Genomic DNA, 19,386 nt, shown 5'->3' on the forward strand with positions numbered 1-19,386 from the left:
AGGGAATGTGGCGCGGCAATGCCCGCGCCGGAAAGATCAGACGCCGAGCGACTTCAGCTTGCGGTGCAGTGCCGACCGCTCCATGCCGACGAACTCGGCAGTGCGCGAGATATTGCCGCCGAAGCGGTTAATCTGGGCGATCAGATAGTCCTTCTCGAACATCTCGCGGGCTTCGCGCAGCGGCAGCGTCATGATGTGATAGTCGTTCTTGGCGGACACCTTCGGCAGCATGTCGCCGAGATCGGTCGGTAGCATGTCGGCGGTGATCGGCGCATCCGGTCCGTCGGTGCGGGCAAGGATCATCAGCCGCTCGATATTGTTGCGCAGCTGGCGGATATTGCCCGGCCAGTCATGGGCCTGCAGCACCGCCATGGCGTCGTCGCCGATGCGGCGCGGACGGATGCCGGCCTGCTCGGAAATCTGGCGCATCAGCTGATCGACGAGGAAGGGAATATCCTCGCGCCGTTCGGCCAGCGCCGGCACGCGCACCGGCACGACGGCGAGGCGATGATAGAGATCCTCGCGGAACCATCCCTCAGTGATGCGGCTTTCGAGATTATAGGCGGTAGAGGAGATGATGCGGACGTCGACCTTGACGCGCTTGGAGCCGCCGACGCGCTCGAACTGCTGATCGACCAGCACGCGCAGGATCTTGTTCTGCGTTTCGCGCGGCATCTCGCCGACTTCGTCGAGATAGAGGATGCCGCGATGGGCTTCCTCGAGCGCGCCGATCTTGCGGGCCTGGCCGGGTGTGCCCTCGGTGCCGAACAGCGCCACCTCCATGCGATCCGGCGTGATGTTGGCGGCGTTGATCGCCACGAAGGGGCCGTTGGCGCGCGTCGACTTCTTGTGGATCATCCGCGCCACCAGCTCCTTGCCGGAGCCGGATGCGCCGAGGATCATGATGCGGCTGTTGGTCGGCGAGACCTTCTCGATCGTCTGGCGCAGCTGCGACACGGCGACCGAGGTGCCGATCAGCTCCAATGCGTCGCCGGTGCGGCGTTTCAGCTCAGAAACCTCGCGCTTCAGCTTGGAATTCTCCAACGCCCGTTCGGCGATCAGGATCAGCCGGTCGGCCTTGAAAGGCTTCTCGATGAAATCGAAGGCGCCGCGCTTGATCGCCGAGACGGCGGTCTCGATGTTGCCATGGCCTGATATCATCACGACGGGCAATTCCGGATGGCGGGTCTTGATCTCGTCGAGTAGCGACAGACCATCGAGCTTGCTGCCCTGCATCCAGATATCGAGGAAGATCAGCCGCGGTACGCGATCGGAAATTGCCGCCAGCGCGCTGTCGCTGTCATGGGCGGTGCGCGTCTCGTGCCCTTCGTCGGAGAGAATGCCGGAAACGATCTCGCGAATATCATGCTCATCGTCGACGACGAGAATATCAGAGGCCATAAACGCTTTCCTTGTCATTGGCTGCGGGGGCAGCAGGCGTCGGATCCAGGCGTGGCAGATGCACGCGGATCATGGCCCCTCTTCCCCGGTCAAAATCGGCGGGCGCATCATGCAGCTCGAGCTGCCCGCCATGTTCCTCGATGATCTTCTTGACGATGGCGAGGCCGAGGCCGGTGCCCTTCTCGCGCATCGTCATATAGGGTTCCAGAATGCTGTGGCGGTTCTCCACCGGCAGCCCGCGGCCATTGTCGATCACGTCGACGGTGAAGCGGTCGCGGTCGGCATCGAGTGCGGCGCGCACGAGAATTTTGCGTTCGTCCCGCTCGTCGCTCGGCACCGCCTCGATCGATTCCACAGCATTCTTGATGAGATTTCCGAAGGCCTGGCCGAGCATGCGGCTGTCGAACAGGCCCTCCAGCGGCTGGTCGCCGAAATCCTGCTCGAAGGTGACGTGATGGTTGCCCATCTCACGCAAGAAGATCGCGTCGCGCAGGATATCGCGCAGGTCGCTCGGCTCCTTGGTCGGCTTCGGCATGCGGGCAAAGGCGGAGAATTCGTCGACCATGCGGCCGATATCACCGACCTGGCGGATGATCGTATCGGTGCACTGATCGAAGACGGTCCGGTCGTTCGGGTCGATCTGCTTGCCGTAACGGCGCTGGATGCGCTCGGCGGAAAGCTGGATCGGGGTCAGCGGGTTCTTGATCTCATGGGCGATGCGCCGTGCCACGTCGCCCCAGGCGGTCGAGCGCTGGGCGATGACGAGGTCGGTGATGTCGTCGAGCGTGATCACATAGGATTCGCTCATATCGCGCACTTCTTCGCGGGTGACCTGCACGCTCAGTGTGCGCACCGTGCCGCCGCGCACCAACGCGATCTGCTTGCGGAAATCGCCGCGATGACGCGACGCCGCTTCGGTCAGCACGTGATCGACCTCAGGCGCGATATCGGCCAGCTGCTTGCCGAGCATCTGATCGGCCGACAGCGACATCAGCGTCTCGGCCGAACTGTTCACAATGGCGATACGGCGGTCCTGCTCGACGCCGATGACGGCGGCGGTGACGCCGGACAGCACCGCCTCGATGAAACGGCGGCGGTCGTCGACCTCGTCCTTGGCTTCGAGGATCTCGTCGCGCTGGGTACGGATTTCCGAGATCATCTTGTTGAATGTGCGCGACAGATTGGCGACGTCGCCATCGACGGCGTGCACCGGCACGACGATGTCCATATTGCCCGATGCGACGCTATCGGCTGCGGTGATCAACAGCCGGATCGGCCGGACGATGCGGTCGGCAACGGCAATCGCGGTCCAGATCGCCGCGAGCAGCACGATCAGCGCGAAGCCGATATAAAGCACCGCGAAGGCGATCTGCAGCGAGAAGCGATTGGCTTCCATCGACCGATATTCGGTGGCGTTCTCCTCCATCATGCGCATGGCGCCCATGACCTTGGGATCAACGGCGCGCACCGTATAGAGGAAGGTGCCCGGGATGGCATCGAGCTTGATGATGGCGCCGACGAGGTTGGTGACGCCTGGCGGAATGAGCGTCGGCTGGCCGGCCGCGGCCTTCTCCAGCGCGTCCTGCGGGATTGCCGGCAACGGTTTTTCAGTGGTGATGTCGGCCTGGACGACGACCGAGCCGTCGCGCTCGACGAGGAAGGAGCCGAGCAGGCCGCGACCCCTCGCCTGGCGCGTCATCAAGTCGGCAAAGCCCGTTCTATCCAGACTGTAGAGCGCGCGGTTGCGCTCCAGGTCGTTGGCCATGGAAACCGTCTGCCCCTGCAGGTAGCTGGCGTTTTCCATCATATAGGCCTGGCCGATATTGCGCGACGAGCTGACGATCGACTGGGTGCGCAGCGCAAACCAGCGGTCGAGGCCGGCATTCAGCGTGATGCTGGCAAAGATGGCAACGAGGATCGCCGGCGTGATCGCGACGATCGAGAAGAGCACGACGATGCGGATATGCAGGCGTGCAGCCGCCCGGCCGCGGGTGCGCGCCTTGAGCAGCCTTGCCACCTCACGGGCGATCAGCGCCAGCAGCGTCAGGACGAAGAAGGAATTGACGATGACCGAGGTGATGACGACATGCGACGTCGGCGCGATCGGCGTGAGGCCGAGCAGCACGAACAGTGTCGCGGTGGCGCAGAGAAGCGCGCCGCCGGCAAGTACCAGGCCGGGCACGGCGAAAAGGGCGCGGCGATCGGTCACCGTAGTCACCGCCTCGCCCGCCGCCGGCGATACCCCATCCTGCGTCATTCGGCCTCTCTTCAGACGGCACCCGCCGCCCGCGCCATCCGATCGAAACCAAAGAACGCCGGCTCAAGAAAGCCAGCGCTGGAACGACTCGATCGGGAGCGAATGTCCAAAACCCTGCGTGACCTTTAAGCAACGCATTGTGGCGAAAATGCAACGCACTCCGTCACATTGTCAAGCCGCGGATGAACGTGGTCCGTCACTCACGAGAATGGAAGTTCGATGGGTGATCCCGCTCCTGCTGACCTGAGCATGCCGCGGTCAGCCCATGCGCTCCGACGCGTAGGAGCCGGGTGAAGCAGGAAAGACGACGGTCTGGTTGCCGTTGATGAACACCCGGCCATGGATGTGGGCGTGGATGGCCCGGGCCAGCACCTGGCTTTCGACGTCGCGGCCGAGGCTGACATAGTCCTCGCCGCTCTGCGCATGGGTGACGCGGACGATGTCCTGCTCGATGATCGGGCCTTCATCGAGGTCTGCGGTGACGTAGTGCGACGTCGCGCCGATGAGCTTCACGCCCCGTTCGAATGCCTGCTTATAAGGATTGGCGCCCTTGAAACTCGGCAAGAAGGAGTGGTGGATGTTGATGATCCTGCCGGACATCTTGCGGCACATGTCGTCGGACAGGACCTGCATGTAGCGGGCCAGCACGATGAGTTCGGCGCCTGACTCCTCGACGATCTGCATCTGCTTCGCCTCGGCCTCGGGCTTGTTTTCCCTAGTCACCTTGATGCAGTGGAACGGGATGTCGTGGTTCACGACGACCCGCTGGTAATCCGTGTGGTTGGAGATCACGCCGACGATGTCGATCGGAAGCGCCCCGATGCGCCAGCGGTAGAGGAGATCGTTCAGGCAGTGGCCGAAGCGGCTCACCATCAGGATCACCTTCTTCTTCTCGCTCTCATCGAAAAATTCGGCGCTCGCCTCGAACTTCCCGGCGATCGGTTCGAAGCCCTGACGAAGCTGGTCAAGTGTATGTCCGTCATGCGGCTGGAAACTGATCCGCATGAAATAGCGTCCGGTGTCGGCGTCGTCGAATTGCGCGCTGTCGGAGATGTTGCAGCCGTTCTGGGAGAGATAGCCGGCGATGGCGGCTGTCACGCCGCGGATCGACGGGCATGCGACACGCAGAGCGTAGCGAGGGGCCGTGATGGTCATGTCTATTTCCTTGTTCGTCGTCTCAGGCCGCGGCAATCATCGCGTGATGACGGCGGAATGCGGCGAGCGTGTTGGACAGCAGGCATGCGATCGTCATCGGGCCGACGCCGCCCGGCACCGGCGTGATGGCGCGCGCGTGGCCGGCTTCGCCATATGCCACGTCGCCGACGATCCGTGATTTTTCGCCGTCCTGGATCCGATTGATGCCGACGTCGATCACGACGGCGCCGGGTTTGATCCAGTCACCACGAACCAAGCCTGCCCGACCTGCCGCGACGACAAGAATGTCGGCTGTCCGGCAGAGCTCCGCCGCGTTCCTTGTCTGCGAGTGAACGACCGTGACGGTACAGTGGGCATTCATCAGCATCTGCGCCATCGGCTTTCCGACGATGTTGGACTTGCCGACGATGACGGCATGAAGGCCGGAGAGGCTCTCGCCGAGCGTATCCTTAATGAGCATCATGCAGCCGAGCGGCGTACAGGGAATCAAAGCCGGGTTGCCGGTGGCAAGGCGGCCGGCATTCGATACATGGAAGCCGTCGACATCCTTGTCGGGATTGATGGCCTGGATCACGGAGTTCGGATCCAAATGCGCCGGCAGCGGCAACTGAACAAGAATTCCATGTACTTCTGCATCGTTGTTAAGGTGATGCACGAGGTCAAGAAGTTCGCCCTGCGTGGTTTCCTGAGCAAGCCGATATTCGAAGGACCGCATCCCGGCGGCAACGGTCTGACGGCGCTTTGAACTCACGTAGATTGCGCTTGCCGGGTCGTGCCCCACCAGAACGACGGCCAGACCGGGAACGGTTCCAGTCGTTGCCTTGAGCGTTTCGACATCGGTCTTGATGCGCTCGAGGAGCCCTGCTGCGTACGCTTTGCCGTCGATGTTTGCGGCGCGTGTGAATCTGTCCATTCCCATGGTGTGCTCCATTGCATCCAAGCTCCAACCGGCAAAATGCCGCGCCTAGCGATGTGGGCGGGGCATTTCCGCATCGTGGGTACGTTGCCTAGTGGCCGTAGACCGGGAACTTCTCGGTTAATTCCGCGATCTTCGCCCGGGCGGTTCCGACGATCTCGTCGGTCCTGCCCTCTGTTTCGGCGTCGATGAGATCCGCGATGACATGGCCGAGGACCCGGAATTCCTCCTCCTTCAGGCCGCGCGTCGTCGCAGCGGACGAGCCAAGGCGCATGCCCACCCACTCCGGAGGACGGGGACTGTCGCCGGGGATCGGGTTCTTGTTGGATGTGATGTTCGCCTTGGCGAGCAGCGTCTCGGCCTGTTTTCCAAGCAGTCCCTTGCTCGACAGATCGAGCAGGATGATGTGGGTGTCGGTGCCGCCGGAAACGATGCGAATACCACGATCGGCAAGCGTTTCGGCGAGGACTTTCGCGTTCGCCACGACCTGGCGGGCATAGACCTTGAAATCGTCGCGGAGGGCTTCGCCCAAGCAGATCGCCTTGGCGGCCAGGACGTTGCTGTGCAGCGAGCCCTGGACGCCGGGAAACACTGCCGCTTGCAGCTTCTTGTACCATTCCTCGTTGTTCGTGAGGATCAGGCCGCCACGCGGACCGCGCAGCGTCTTGGTCGTGGTGCAGGTCACGATGTCGGCATGCGGGAACGGCGAAGGATGGACGCCGCCTGCAACAAGGCCGGCGATATGGGCCATATCCACCAGGAAGTGGGCGCCGACCTTCTTTGCGATCTTCGACATGCGCTCGAAGTCGAGTTCGCGCGGATATGCCGAACCACCGGTGATCAGCAGCTTCGGGCGGATCTCTTCGGCGATGCGCTCCATCTCATCGAGGTCGATGACCTCGTTCTGCGGGTTGACGCTGTAATTGTTGGCGTCGAACCAGCGGCCCGACAGGTTCGCCTTCATGCCGTGCGACAGGTGGCCACCGGCCGCAAGGTCCAGCGATAGCACCTTTTCGCCTGGCTTCAGCAGCAGGAAGAAGACGGCAAGGTTGGCCTGCGTCCCCGAATGCGGCTGGACGTTGGCGTAGCCGCAATTGAACAGCTGCTTGGCGCGGTCGATCGCGGCCTGTTCGGCAATGTCGACGAACTGCCCGCCACCGTGAAAACGGTTGCCCGGATAGCCTTCGAGCGTCTTATTGGTGATCTCGTGCCCCAAGGCGTCCAGAACCGCACGGCTGACGATATTCTCCGAAGCGATGAGCTCAATCTGGTTCTGCTGGCGGGCCCGCTCGGACGCGAGGGCATCGGCGACGAGTGGATCAGCCTCCTGGACGGTGGTGTTGAAATGCACCCTTGCAGCGTTGGTCATCTGAGTTCTCCAATTCCTCGAATTCGTGAGGCGGACCCTAGATCGATCGAAACACCAGAAAAAGTTAATAATATTTGCTTATACGTTCAGACATGCTAATGATTTCGGAGCTGCGAGGAGGTCGAAATGGATGTCGGACGTCTGCGGGCGCTGCGCGAACTGTCGATCCGCAAGACCATGGCCGCGGTGGCAGAAGCCTTGCACGTCTCGCCGTCGGCCGTGTCGCAACAAATTGCGCTTCTTGAAGAAGAGGTCGGCATACGGCTCGTCGAGCGACGCGGCCGGGGCGTTGTCATGACGCCCGCCGGCCAGCAGCTGGTGCTGCGGGCAGAGAAGATCCTCATCGAAATCGAATCGGCGAAAGCAGACATCGCTGAATTGAAAAGCGTCGTTTCCGGCGAACTTCGGGTGGCGGCGTTTCCTTCCGTGGCCGCCGCCCTCATTCCGAAGGTCGTCTACGATCTCGCCGAACGGCACCCTCACCTCACCGTCCAGTTCGAAGAAATGGAGCCGGGCGAAAGCGTTGCCGCGCTGCGCAGCTGGCAGACTGACGTCGCGATTATCGATGACTTGAACATACCGACCGGCGCGCTCGATCCCAACATCGAGACGATCTTCCTGATGGAGGACGTCTTCAACGTCATGGTCTCGAGGGATCACAGGCTGTCGGAGCGGCCGACCGTCGGCCTGCATGAGCTTCGGGATGAGCGGTGGGCGATCGACACCGCGTCCGACACCTATACGAGGATGCTGGTGGAAGCCTGTCAGGAAGAGGGCTTCAAGCCCAACATCGTAGCGAGATGCAAAGGTTTCGAAGTGACCATCGCGCTAATCCGGCAGAATTACGGCATCTCGATCCTGCCTGGCCTGCGCGCCAGCTACGATCTCGAAGACGTCTGGGTCTGCAGGCTCGTTCCGGAAATCCGCCGGAGGATATTTATCGCCTTCCGGACAGAGGAAAAGCGCAGTCCGGCCCTTCAGGCGTTCCTCGACCGGATGGCCGAGAAGCCGCCCCTCTCCTGACGCCGGGTGCCGGCGCACCGAGCACCACCCCGATAAACCTCACGGGGGCATCGGGGCAAAACCAACAGATTTCCTAATGTATCACCTCAGGAGAATTAAGTAGATTTGAAGAGACCCCGCTCCTACTGTCCATCTGCCAATTGATGGGACTGGGAGCGAGGATCGCACGCAGACCTTGGCCAATAATGGGAACGACGTATTCAGAAAGGCGATAACGCCTCCAGCGTCTTACCGGACTTTCGATCGAGCCATTGCTCATTGATTTGGCGTCACCGTCACTATGCGATCCGAAAGGGGAACTTCGATGAAACTACTCAAAATCCTGACTGCCGGCGTTTTCGCAGGCGTTGCGTTCACGGCGGCCAATGCTTCCGCTTCCGTTCTCGACACGGTCAAGCAGCGCGGTGTGCTCAACTGCGGCACCGATAACACCGCTCCCGGCTTCGGGTATCTCAATACCACGACCGGACAGATGGAAGGGCTCGATGTCGACTTCTGCAAGGCGGTTGCCGCCGGCGTTCTCGGCGACGCCGCCAAGGTCAAGTTCATCACGGTGACCGACAAGAGCCGCTTTGACGCAGTTCTCACCGGCCAGGTCGATGTCGTCTTCGCCCACACCACGATCAAACCGGCGCGTGAATCGTCAATCGCGATCGATTTTCTGCCGATCAACTTCTACGACGGTACCGGCCTCATGGTGAAAACTGATGCCGGGATCAAGGAATTCGCAGACCTCGATGGTGCAACAATCTGCACCACCCAGGGATCGGCCACCGAGACGGTTCTGGCTGCTGTCTTCAAGGCGCGTGGTTGGAAGGACTCCAAGGTCCTGACCTATGAAAACCTCGAGAAGCTTTTCTCCGCGCTCAACTCGGGTCGTTGCAATGCGATGAGCACCGACAAATCAGCTCTTGCCGCCTGGGCGGGGAATGCACCGAAGCCAGCCGACTATCTGATCCTCCCGGATACGCTGGACAAGTCTCCGTTCGGCGGCTTCGTGGCTGCCAACGACTCCAAGTGGCGCAATGCGCTGCGCTGGATCGAGTACGGCCTCTTCCAGGCCGAGGAGTCCGAGATCACCCAGGCCAATCTGGCCGAAAAGCTGAAGAGCGAGGATCCCTTCATTCAGAAGTTCCTCGGCAGCAATGGCGGCGGCTACGGCAAGGACTTCGGCCTCTCCGACGACTTCATGGCTCAGGCGATCAAGGCCGTCGGCAACTACGGCGAGGCCTATGATCGCAACCTCGGTCCGAAGACCAAGATGTATCTCGACCGCAGGGGCACGCCGAACGCCTTGTGGACGCAGGGTGGCGCAATCTACTCGCCGCTCTGGAACTGACGCCGGCCGGGGGTCGGAACCATGTCGTTCCGCCCCCCAAGCACTTGGAGCCTGAACATGACAATCCACGAAACGAGTGCGATCCACGGCATGCCAGACAACGATAGGCTGAGGTCGCTGCGCCTGCGCAATCGCATCCGGCACGAAGCGATCCAGCTGGGAATCGTCGCTCTGGTCGTCGTGCTGCTCGGCATCCTGGCATATGCGGTCAAGGCGGGGCTTGCCGAGAAGGGCATACGGTTCAGCTTCTCGTTTCTTGCTAACACCGCCGGCTTCGATATTAGCGAAGGATTAACGCTGACGTCTGTTGAAGGCTTCGTCCCCAACCTCGCCCAGTTCTCTTCGGAGATGTCGATCGCGTCGGCTTTCGTCACAGGCATTTTCAACACCGCCAAGATCGCACTGCTGGCGATCATCCTCAGCACGATCCTCGGAACGATGCTCGGCGTCGGCCGTCTGTCGACCAACTGGGTGGTGAGAAATCTCTGTTTCTGGATCGTCGAATTCGTTCGCAACACGCCGCTGCTCATACAGCTTGTCTTCTGGTATTTCGCGGTCGTACTGCACTTTCCGCCAATGGCGTCTGCAGCAAAGCTCTACGGTGGCCTTATCGTCAGCCAGCAAGGCATATACCTCCCCACGCTGTCCTGGACCGGCGGCGCATCCACCCTTTCGCTGATCCTGGTCACCGCCACAGGAGTGTCGGCGCTCGGCGCAATATTCGACCCCATCCGTGGAGCGCGGCGGATATGCGTCGGCGCGGCGGTCGTCTGCCTCGGGCTGCTGGTCGCGACCGGCGGGATGATCGTGAATTTCCCCGTCGCCAACAAGTTCAAGGCCAGCGGGGGAACGAGCATCAGCCCGGAGATGGCAGCCCTTCTCGTTGCCGTCGTCGTGAGCAGCGCTTCCTTCATCGCCGAAACCGTCCGCGGCGCGATCGACGCTCTTCCGAAGGCCCAATGGGAAGCCGCCGGATCGCTGGGGCTCAGCCGGCGCGACACCGTCAACGACATCATCCTTCCGCAAGTGTTCCGCGTCGTTCTCCCCTCCTTCGGCAATCAGTATATCAGCCTGACCAAAAACACCGCGCTCGGGATCGCGGTCGGATTTCCGGATCTGTTCAACATTTACGGGACGATCGCCAATCAGACCGGCCACAGCCTTGAAGGCATCATCATCGTCATGGCGTCCTACCTGGTCCTCAGCTGGATCATCAGTTCGTCGGTGTACTGGGCGAACCGCCGTCTTAACCCCATGGGAGTGTCGCAATGATCGCCACCTCAATAAAATGGACCCGCCACAACCTGTTTGGAAAGCCTTTCGACGTCGCCCTGTCGCTGCTGGTCATTCCGGGCGTTCTCTGGATTGCCTGTTCGATCCTTGACTGGGCGCTCACCACGGCAAGGTGGGATATCATCGTGCAGAGCCTGCGGGTGCTGATGATCGGCGTTTTTCCAGCCGATCAGGCGTGGCGCGCATGGACGGCGTCGGCGATCATGGCAGCGACCCTCGGCGCCGGTCTCGGCTGCGTGTTTTCGTTCAAGCCTCACCATGGGCTGGTTCTCGCTCTCGTTCCCTTGTTGATTTTGATCGTCGATCATGGCGATCCGCAGAACGCCCTGTCCGCGGCAGGCATCGTTGCCGCAACCTCGCTGGGATGGGTGCTGACGTCGTATGTGCCATTGTCCAGGAAGGCGATGCCTGCTGCGGCGTTTACGGGCTTCATCGTCGTCGTTGCGGTCATGGCCCCTCCGGGCGTGGAGCTCTGGGGCGGACTTCTTCTCAGCGTCCTGCTGACGCTGGTGACGTCGGTCCTGTCTCTGCCGATCGGCATCCTGCTCGCGTTCGGACGGCAGAGCCGGCTCTCAAGTCTCAGGATCATCTGCACCTGGTACATCGAAGTCATGCGCTCGGTGCCGCTCATCCTCGTCGTTTACTGGATCTGGATTCTCATGCCGGTCCTTGCACCGCAGTTGGGACTGGCCGACGTCGCGCGCGGCATGATCGGCTTCACGATCTTCTACTCCGCCTATGTCGCCGAATATGTCCGAAGCGGGCTTCAGGCGGTTCCGCGCGCCCAGACCGAGGCGGCAAGGTCTCTCGGCATCAGCGAATTCGACATCAACCGCTCGATCGTTCTGCCACAGGCGCTCCGGGTCGTGGTGGCGCCGCTGGTCGGCAACGTGCTCGACATCTTCAACTCCGCGCCGCTCGTCTTCATCATCGGGCTGACGGATTTTCTCCGCGCGGGGCAGATGATCCTGGCGAACCCGCAATATGGCGACCGGACTTTCGAAGTCCTCTCGTTCCTGCTCGTCACCTATTTCCTGGTCGGCTCGATGATCACCTATGCCGCCAGAAAGCTCGAAGACCATATGGCAACGAGTGCGCGCTGAGCTGTTCCAACACGGAGACATCACGATGAACGCCATCGTCGAAATGAAAAGCATGAACAAGTTCTACGGCGCCCACCATGTGCTCAAGGACATCGATCTCGCCGTCACACGCGGTGAAGTCATGGTCATCCTCGGGGCCAGTGGCTCAGGAAAGTCGACCCTCATCCGCTGCGTCAACGGCCTCGAAATGTACCAGACCGGCAGCCTCGTCGTGGACGGCTATGACATGCCGGTCGAGGCCGACCGGAAGCTCGGCGGAGAACGCGAACTCGCGGCGATCCGTAAGGGCGTCGGCATGGTATTCCAGCAATTCGGCCTGTTCCCGCACAAGACGGTGCTGGACAATATCGCCATCGCGCCGATGCGGGTCCGCAAAAAGTCGCGGGGAGAAGCCGAAGCGACCGCCATGAAGCTCCTCGACCGCGTCGGCCTCAAGGCGCATGCGCACAAATATCCGGGCCAGTTGTCCGGCGGTCAGCAGCAACGCGTGGCCATCGCCCGCTCGCTCGCCATGGAGCCGCATTTGATGCTGTTCGACGAGCCCACCAGCGCGCTCGATCCGGAAATGGTCGGCGAAGTCCTCGACGTCATGCGGGAACTGGCCGCCGAAGGCATGACCATGATGGTGGTGACGCACGAAATGGGTTTCGCCAGAGAGGTCGCCGACCGCGTCGTTTACATCGACCAAGGCTCGATCATCGAGGTCGGGAAGCCGGACGAGTTCTTCGAAAATCCGAAAAACGACCGGGCTCGCTCTTTCCTCGCCCGCGTCCTGAGACACTGACCAACCGCAGCCCGGCTCACGAATGGAAATGTCCATGAACACGATACTCCCCAGTGATCCTGCTCGCGATGATGTTCTCGCAGGCCGCCCCACCCTCTGGCTCAATCCATCCTATCGGAAACAGGCGATCGACACCTCGGACCTGCCGGTTTCACCGGCCGACGTGCAGAGCGCGCGCCAGAACTGGCAGCGCTTGGCGCCGGTTCTTGCCGAATGCTTTCCGGAACTGAAGGATACGGGCGGCGAGATCCGCTCCGAACTGGTGGAACTCAAGAAACTCCGCGAGGCGCTCGGCTACCGAACGAGAGAGTTCGGCAACGTCTTCATCAAGGCCGACAGCCACCTGCCGGTTGCCGGCTCCATCAAGGCGCGCGGCGGCGTCTACGAGGTTTTCCTCTTTGCAGAAGGCCTCGCCCGTCAGAAGGGACTGCTCGGCGCCGGCGAGGATATCCGGAAGCTGGCAACGGAAGAGGCCCGCTCGTTATTTTCAGGCCATACCGTGGCGGTGGGCAGCACCGGCAATCTCGGCTTGAGCGTCGGCATCGCCGCGCGCGCGCTTGGCTTCAAAGCCACGGTCCACATGTCGTCCGACGCCAAGGCCTGGAAGGTCGAGCGCCTGCGGAAGCTCGGCGTCGATGTCATCCAGCACGAGGCTGACTATACGACCGCCGTCGAAAACGCCCGCGACATCGCCGACACCGACCCAACGATCTATTTCGTCGACGACGAGCAGTCTCGGCACCTGTTCCTCGGCTACAGCGCGGCGGCGTCAGAGCTGGCAACGCAGCTCGACGAGCGCGGGATCACGATCGACGAGGAAAATCCGCTTTTCCTCTACTTGCCCTCCGGCATCGGCGGCGCACCGGGGGGCGTCGCCTTCGGCGCCAAGGCGATCTTCGGCGACAATGTGCACGCCTTCTTCGTCGAGCCGGTGCAGTCGCCCTGCGCCCTCGTCCACATGATGTCGGGTTCGCAGGAGCTGGTGTCGGTCTATGACGTCGGCCTGACCAACAAGACCGAAGCCGACGGCATGGCCGTCGCCCGTATGTCGGCCTTCGTGGCCAAAGTGATGCGAGAGATGCTCGCCGGCGTCTACACGGCCGCCGACGACGATCTGTTCAAGCTGCTTCGCATGGCGTGGATCACCCAAAGGCAGAAGCTGGAGCCTTCGGCCGCCGCCGCCTTGCTCGGGCCCGACTTCCTCTTGCGCCACAGCGAAGGCCGGCGTTTCCAGGCTGAACAGGGCGTTGCGGAGAAGATGTCGCGAGCGACGCACGTGCTCTGGACGACAGGCGGCTCGTTCGTCCCGGAGGAGCAGTTCCAGAACTTTCTCCGTCAGGCGGAAGCCCTCGCGTAGTCCCGCATGCCGAATGGTGCCACAGGCGCGGGTCGGGAACGATCCGCGCCTGTCGACCTGATGCCGCAGCCTTTAGGTCTCTATTTTCATGCAGGTCGTTAGCGCAAAGTCTCGCGCGACAGGTTCTAGAATCGACGCGGGGCTTCCGGTTTGTTTCCGACGATCCCATCGATCCGGTCCAGTACCTCAGGCGTCATCTTCTGCCTATGGGACAGGGCCGCAAGATTGTCCTGCAGCTGGCTGGCGCGCGAGGCGCCGAGAATGACGGTGGAGACGTTGCGGTTGGCGAGGCACCACAGCAGGGCGAGATGGGTGATCGACAGGCCGATCTCGTCGGCAAGCTTGGCGAGTTCGCCAACCTGTTTGAGCTGGGCGCGGCCGGCATCGCTGGACCACTTCTCTTTCAGCCATTCGTAGCCCGGCAGGTTCATACGGCTGTCGGCCGGCACACCGTTATTGTATTTGCCGGTCAGGACGCCTGAGGCGAGCGGAGACCAGATCGTGGTGCCGAGGCCGATGAGGTCGTAGAGCGGCAGATAATCGGATTCGACCTTGTGGCGTTCGAAGATATTGTACTGCGGCTGCTCCATGGTCGGCGGCGTGATGCGCAGATCGCGGGCCACGGCATAGGCTTCCGTCAGTTGCTGCGCCGACCATTCCGAGGTGCCCCAATAGAGCACCTTGCCCTGGGCGACAAGATCGTGCATCGCCCGGACCGTTTCCTCGACCGGCGTGTCGATATCCGGGCGATGGCAGAAATAGAGGTCGAGGTAATCGACCTGAAGTCTCTTCAACGCGGCATGGCAGGCATCGGTCACGTGCTTGCGCGAAAGGCCGCGCTGCGTCGGCTTCTGGCCTCCCCAGAACACCTTGCTGGAGACGACGAAGCTGTCGCGGCTCCAGCCAAGCGATTTCAGCGCCTCGCCCATGACGATCTCGGACTTGCCGCTTTCGTATCCTTCGGCATTGTCGAAGAAGTTCACCCCATTGTCATAGGCAAGCTTCATCAGGTCGACGGCGTCGCCACCATTGACCTGCTTGCCGAATGTCACCCATGAGCCGAAGGAGAACTCGCTCACTTGCAGACCCGACTTTCCCAGACGACGATATTCCATCATGCAGCTCCTGAAAAACGTGCCGGCCGCTCGCCGGCATTGCGCGATCGATCGACGACCGACTCGCGTAATCTATGGCATGAACGTCGATATGCGAGGAGCGGAAAGAAAAAGGGCGCTCGACGACATCAGCCGGAGCGCCCGTTGCATGCAATCGACGACGTTTGCGGCGGAGGTCGACAGCAGCAGAGGCAGATGACGAGATTCGGAACGGATTGGCAACATGCAAGTGGAGTTGCGGACGTTATCGCCCGCCGATCGCCCGGGTCATCCACCTGTTATCCACAGCCTATCCACAGGCACGGCGGCTACGACCACAGCAACTTCAATGACATTCGCCCGGCGGCAATCCGCACGTCGCAAATGCTCTGTGACCGTTGAATGACACTGCGCTTTTGTTTGTCCGCCCGGATATAAACCGCGACCCGGCTCAGCTAGATTCAATTCTCTTCCCGACCGTGGCGGCGGACGCCGGGAGGAAGTGGGCGGTGGGCAACATGAGGGCCCGCCGCCCTCTTTTCATTCAGCCAGTTTTCATTCAGGCGGTGCGCGAGCTTCTATAGACCGAGACACCAAGCTCCCTGATTTTCTTGCGCAGCGTGTTGCGGTTGAGGCCGAGAAGATCGGCCGCCTTGATCTGGTTGCCGCGCGTTGCCGTCAGCGCAGCGAGGATCAGCGGATATTCCATTTCCGTCAGCACGCGGTCGTAGAGGCCGGGCGGCGGCAGGTTTTCGCCGAAGCCCGAGAAATAGGTGCGCATATTCTCCTCGACGGCCTGGGCAATCGTCATCGAGCCGCTGCGCATCGGACCCTTGTCGATCGGGCTGTCGGGCACGTCGGAGCGAAGTTCCGCGTCGATGATCTCGCGGGTGATGACATCCTGAGGATAGAGCGCCATCAGGCGGCGGATGAGGTTTTCCAACTCGCGGACATTGCCCGGCCAGGCATAGGCCTTCATCAGTTCCAGCGCTTCCTGATCGAAGCGCTTGGAGCCGAGTCCCTCCTTCTCCGCCTGCTGGATGAAATGGCGCACGAGATCGGGAATGTCCTCGGCGCGGTCGCGCAGCGGCGGCAGGCGCAGCGGCACGACGTTGAGGCGATAATAGAGATCCTCGCGGAAGAGGCCTTGGTTGATCGCCTGTTTCAAATCTTTGTTGGTGGCGGCGACGATGCGCACGTCGGTGCGGATTGGCGTACGGCCGCCGACGGTGGTGTATTCGCCCTGCTGCAGCACGCGCAGGAGCCGGGTCTGGGCGTCCATCGGCATGTCGCCGATTTCGTCGAGGAACAGCGTGCCGCCTTCGGCCTGCTCGAAGCGGCCGGTCGATCGGGTCTGCGCGCCGGTGAAGGCGCCCTTCTCGTGGCCGAAGAGTTCGGATTCGATCAGGTCGCGCGGGATTGCCGCCATGTTGATCGCGACGAAGGGGCCGTTGCGGCGCTTGCCGTAATCATGCAGGGCGCGGGCGACGAGCTCCTTGCCGGTGCCGGATTCGCCGGTGATCATCAGCGTCAGGTCGGTCTGCATCAGCCGGGCGAGCACGCGGTAGATTTCCTGCATCGCCGCCGAGCGGCCGACGAGCGGCATGCCATCCTGCATGTCCTCTTCGAGCTTGGCGGGCTTGCGCTTCGGCTCGGCGAGCGCCCGGCCGATAATGCCGATCAGCTCGGTGAGATCGAAGGGTTTCGGCAGATAGTCGTAGGCACCCTTCTCCGAGGCCTTGATGGCGGTCATGAAGGTGTTCTGCGCGCTCATGACGAGGACGGGCAGATCGGGACGCGCCTTTTTGATACGCGGCAGCAGATCGAAGGCGTTTTCGTCGGGCATCACCACGTCGGTAACGACGAGATCGCCCTCACCCGCCGAAATCCAGCGCCAGAGGGTAGCGGCGTTGGAGGTGATGCGAACGTCATAGCCGGCGCGGCTCAAAGCCTGGTTGAGCACGGTGCGGATGGCCGCATCATCATCTGCAACGAGGATCGTAGCTGTCATCGAGAAGGTCCTGTCGAGCTTGCGGAAGAGGCGTCTTCGAGCGAGGCGTCCTTCGACGCCGGCATAAGGACGCGGAATGTCGTGCGGCTATTCTGGCTGTCGCATTCGATGATGCCGCCGTGATCGCCGATGATCTTGGCGACCAACGCCAGGCCGAGGCCGCTGCCGTTAGTCTTGGTGGTAATGAACGGATCGAAAAGATGCGGCAGCAGATCGGCGGGAACGCCAGGACCGTTATCGTGGACGCAGAACTCCAGCGGCAGCGAGATCTTTTCGCGCGTGCCGGCGACCGAAAGGCGGATGCCCGGGCGATAGGCGGTCGTCAGCATGATTTCGCCGTCCGGCCGGTCACCGACCGCTTCGGCAGCATTTTTCACCAGATTGAGGAAGACCTGCACGAGCTGATCCCGATTGGCATAGACGGCCGGCAGCGACGGGTCGTAACTCTCGGTCACGCGGATGTTGCGGGCAAAACCCGCCTTGGCGACGGCCTTCACGTGATCGAGCACGGAATGGATATTGACCGGCATGCGGTCGACCGGACGCTCGTCGGAAAAGACTTCCATGCGGTCGACCAGCGAGACGATGCGGTCGGTTTCATCGCAGATCAGCCGGGTCAGCGCCCGGTCGTCGTCGATTGCAGACTGTTCGAGAAGCTGGGCGGCACCGCGGATGCCGGAGAGCGGGTTCTTAATTTCGTGCGCCAGCATCGAAGCGAGGCCGGTCACCGAACGGGCGGCGGCGCGATGCGTCAGCTGCCGGTCGATCTTGTCGGCCATCGAGCGTTCCTGAAAGACGATGACGACGGCGCCGGGTTCGCTGAGCACCGGGGCGACGTAGAGGTCGACAAGCTTGTCCTGGCCGAGACGCGGCGAACTCAGGTCGACGCGATATTCGTTGACCGGGGCCTTGCGCTCCCGCACCTGGTCGATCAGGGCGAGCAGCGGGCTGCCGAAGGGAATGAAGGTCGAGATGCGGTAACGCGCCAGATGCGAGGCGCTGGCGCCGAAGAAGGCCTCCGCCTCCCAATTGGCGAAAACGACGAAGCCGGATTCGTCGACCATGACGACGGGGTTCTGGATGGCGTTGAGCACGGCCATGGCGACGGTCCCGCCGGCCTGATCGGGCGGAGAAGTCGTATCCTTCGTCATGCCGCCTCCCGGCTGTCGACAACACCCGATGCCAATGCCTCGTAAAGGCGCGCGGCCACCTCGCGCGGATCGCGCGAGGTCATGATCACAGCCTTGTCGCCGCCGGCGAGATCAGCGGCGAAACGGTCGAGATACCAGCCGAGATGCTTGCGGGCGTGGCGGATCGCCACCGCTTCTCCGTAGAAATCCAGCATCATCGTGTAATGTTCGACGGCGATATCGGCGATCTCGTGTGGCGGAGGCTCCGCTGCACCGGCAAGCACACCGGCATGCCACGGCCTGCCTTGGCAGCCCCTGCCGATCATGACGGCATCGGCGCCGGAGCGGCGCAATATTTCCTGCGCGTCCTCGGCCGTTTCGACATCGCCATTGGCGATCAGCGGAATGGAGATTTCTTCACGGACGGGACGGATCGCATCCCAATCGGCGCGGCCTTCATAGAATTGCATGCGGGTGCGCCCATGAATGGTCACGAGCTGTATGCCGGCCGCCTCGGCGCGGCGCGCAATCTCGGGCGCGTTGATGGAGCTCTCATCCCAGCCGAGGCGCATCTTCAGCGTCACGGGAATATCGACGGCCTTGACCGTCGCCTCGATGAGGCCGAGCGCGTGATCGGGATCGCGCATCAACGCCGAGCCGGAGTAACCGCCGATCACCTTCTTTGCCGGGCAGCCCATATTGATGTCGATGATATCGGCGCCATGATCGGCAGCGATCTTCGCCGCCTCCGCCATCCAATGCGCCTCGCGGCCGGCAAGCTGCACCATATGCGGCCGGAAGCCTGCGGCTTTGAGCCGCGACCAGGATTCGGCCGTGTCGTTGACCAGTTCGCGGCTCGCCACCATTTCGGTCACGACGAGGCCGGCGCCGAAGCGCCAGGCGAGTTCGCGGAAGGGCATGTCCGTGACGCCGGACATCGGCGCCAGAACGACGCGGTTCCGCACGGATACGGATCCGATTCGGAAAGGCGCTGCGAGGTCCTTGGAAATCAAATGATTATCTTTCGGGCACACTATAGAACTGCATGATTTTTAGCCATTGTTCCCCGGCTTGCCAAGGGGGCTAAGATCGAAATCGATATTTTTCGGGCAGATGCTGGAAAAGGCCAAAACAAGACGTTAGAGCACTCGGGT

15 protein-coding genes are annotated in these 19,386 nt (G+C 62.0%); 6 read left to right on the forward strand and 9 right to left on the reverse strand.

The annotated features are described in order from the left end of the window. Positions 1 to 36: 36 nt before the first annotated feature. The 5 genes from FHX03_RS10790 to glyA form a co-directional block, all read right to left on the reverse strand. Positions 37 to 1,401, reverse strand: a complete 1,365-nt coding sequence (locus FHX03_RS10790) for a sigma-54-dependent transcriptional regulator (protein ID WP_097625393.1) — start codon at positions 1,399 to 1,401, stop codon at positions 37 to 39. Beyond that, complete coding sequence (locus FHX03_RS10795; protein ID WP_097625392.1) at positions 1,391 to 3,658, reverse strand: sensor histidine kinase NtrY-like; 2,268 nt, start codon at positions 3,656 to 3,658, stop codon at positions 1,391 to 1,393. The genes FHX03_RS10790 and FHX03_RS10795 overlap by 11 nt, the downstream gene beginning before the upstream one ends. A 258-nt stretch (positions 3,659 to 3,916) precedes the next feature. After that, a complete protein-coding gene (purU, locus tag FHX03_RS10800; protein ID WP_097625391.1) occupies positions 3,917 to 4,813 on the reverse strand; it encodes a formyltetrahydrofolate deformylase in 897 nt (298 codons plus the stop codon). Between the two features lie 22 nt (positions 4,814 to 4,835). Beyond that, positions 4,836 to 5,732, reverse strand: a complete 897-nt coding sequence (gene folD / locus FHX03_RS10805; protein WP_097625390.1) for a bifunctional methylenetetrahydrofolate dehydrogenase/methenyltetrahydrofolate cyclohydrolase FolD — start codon at positions 5,730 to 5,732, stop codon at positions 4,836 to 4,838. Positions 5,733 to 5,820: 88 nt separating this feature from the next. Continuing rightward, entirely contained in the window at positions 5,821 to 7,098 is a 1,278-nt protein-coding gene (gene glyA, locus FHX03_RS10810; RefSeq protein ID WP_097625389.1) for a serine hydroxymethyltransferase, read from the reverse strand. A 126-nt stretch (positions 7,099 to 7,224) separates the two neighbouring features. Here glyA and FHX03_RS10815 point away from each other — a divergent pair, with 126 nt between their 5' ends. The 6 genes from FHX03_RS10815 (at position 7,225) to FHX03_RS10840 (ending at position 13,997) form a co-directional block, all read left to right on the forward strand. After that, positions 7,225 to 8,121: a LysR substrate-binding domain-containing protein gene (locus tag FHX03_RS10815; protein WP_097625388.1), complete on the forward strand. Its 897-nt coding sequence runs from the start codon at positions 7,225 to 7,227 to the stop codon at positions 8,119 to 8,121. 304 nt (positions 8,122 to 8,425) lie between these two features. After that, complete coding sequence (locus FHX03_RS10820) at positions 8,426 to 9,460, forward strand: transporter substrate-binding domain-containing protein (RefSeq protein ID WP_097625387.1); 1,035 nt, start codon at positions 8,426 to 8,428, stop codon at positions 9,458 to 9,460. Positions 9,461 to 9,517: 57 nt separating this feature from the next. Then, on the forward strand, positions 9,518 to 10,732 hold the full coding sequence (locus FHX03_RS10825) for an ABC transporter permease subunit (RefSeq protein ID WP_097625386.1): 1,215 nt from the start codon (positions 9,518 to 9,520) through the stop codon (positions 10,730 to 10,732). Further along, complete coding sequence (locus FHX03_RS10830) at positions 10,729 to 11,856, forward strand: amino acid ABC transporter permease (protein ID WP_183777715.1); 1,128 nt, start codon at positions 10,729 to 10,731, stop codon at positions 11,854 to 11,856. The genes FHX03_RS10825 and FHX03_RS10830 overlap by 4 nt, the downstream gene beginning before the upstream one ends. A gap of 25 nt (positions 11,857 to 11,881) precedes the next feature. After that, the gene (locus FHX03_RS10835) at positions 11,882 to 12,640 is read left to right on the forward strand and encodes an amino acid ABC transporter ATP-binding protein (RefSeq protein WP_210298511.1); all 759 of its coding nucleotides are present in this window, start codon (positions 11,882 to 11,884) and stop codon (positions 12,638 to 12,640) included. A gap of 34 nt (positions 12,641 to 12,674) precedes the next feature. Then, positions 12,675 to 13,997: a D-serine ammonia-lyase gene (locus FHX03_RS10840; RefSeq protein ID WP_183853605.1), complete on the forward strand. Its 1,323-nt coding sequence runs from the start codon at positions 12,675 to 12,677 to the stop codon at positions 13,995 to 13,997. Between the two features lie 125 nt (positions 13,998 to 14,122). Here the strand turns inward: FHX03_RS10840 and FHX03_RS10845 are convergent, their stop codons facing one another. From FHX03_RS10845 to dusB, 4 genes are all read right to left on the reverse strand, one after another. Beyond that, positions 14,123 to 15,112 (reverse strand): potassium channel beta subunit family protein, encoded by a 990-nt coding sequence (locus FHX03_RS10845; RefSeq protein ID WP_097625382.1) that lies wholly within the window; start codon positions 15,110 to 15,112, stop codon positions 14,123 to 14,125. Positions 15,113 to 15,650: 538 nt separating this feature from the next. After that, positions 15,651 to 17,102 carry a nitrogen regulation protein NR(I) gene (gene ntrC / locus FHX03_RS10850; RefSeq protein ID WP_097625381.1) on the reverse strand — a complete coding sequence of 484 codons (1,452 nt, stop codon included), beginning with the start codon at positions 17,100 to 17,102 and terminating at the stop codon, positions 15,651 to 15,653. Then, positions 17,099 to 18,253, reverse strand: coding sequence for a two-component system sensor histidine kinase NtrB (locus FHX03_RS10855; protein ID WP_097625380.1), 1,155 nt, complete (start codon positions 18,251 to 18,253; stop codon positions 17,099 to 17,101). The genes ntrC and FHX03_RS10855 overlap by 4 nt, the downstream gene beginning before the upstream one ends. Then, a complete protein-coding gene (gene dusB / locus FHX03_RS10860) occupies positions 18,250 to 19,266 on the reverse strand; it encodes a tRNA dihydrouridine synthase DusB (protein WP_179867104.1) in 1,017 nt (338 codons plus the stop codon). The genes FHX03_RS10855 and dusB overlap by 4 nt, the downstream gene beginning before the upstream one ends. Positions 19,267 to 19,386: the final 120 nt, after the last annotated feature.

The organism is Rhizobium sp. BK456 (genome assembly GCF_014194045.1).
GTDB lineage: Bacteria > Pseudomonadota > Alphaproteobacteria > Rhizobiales > Rhizobiaceae > Rhizobium > Rhizobium redzepovicii.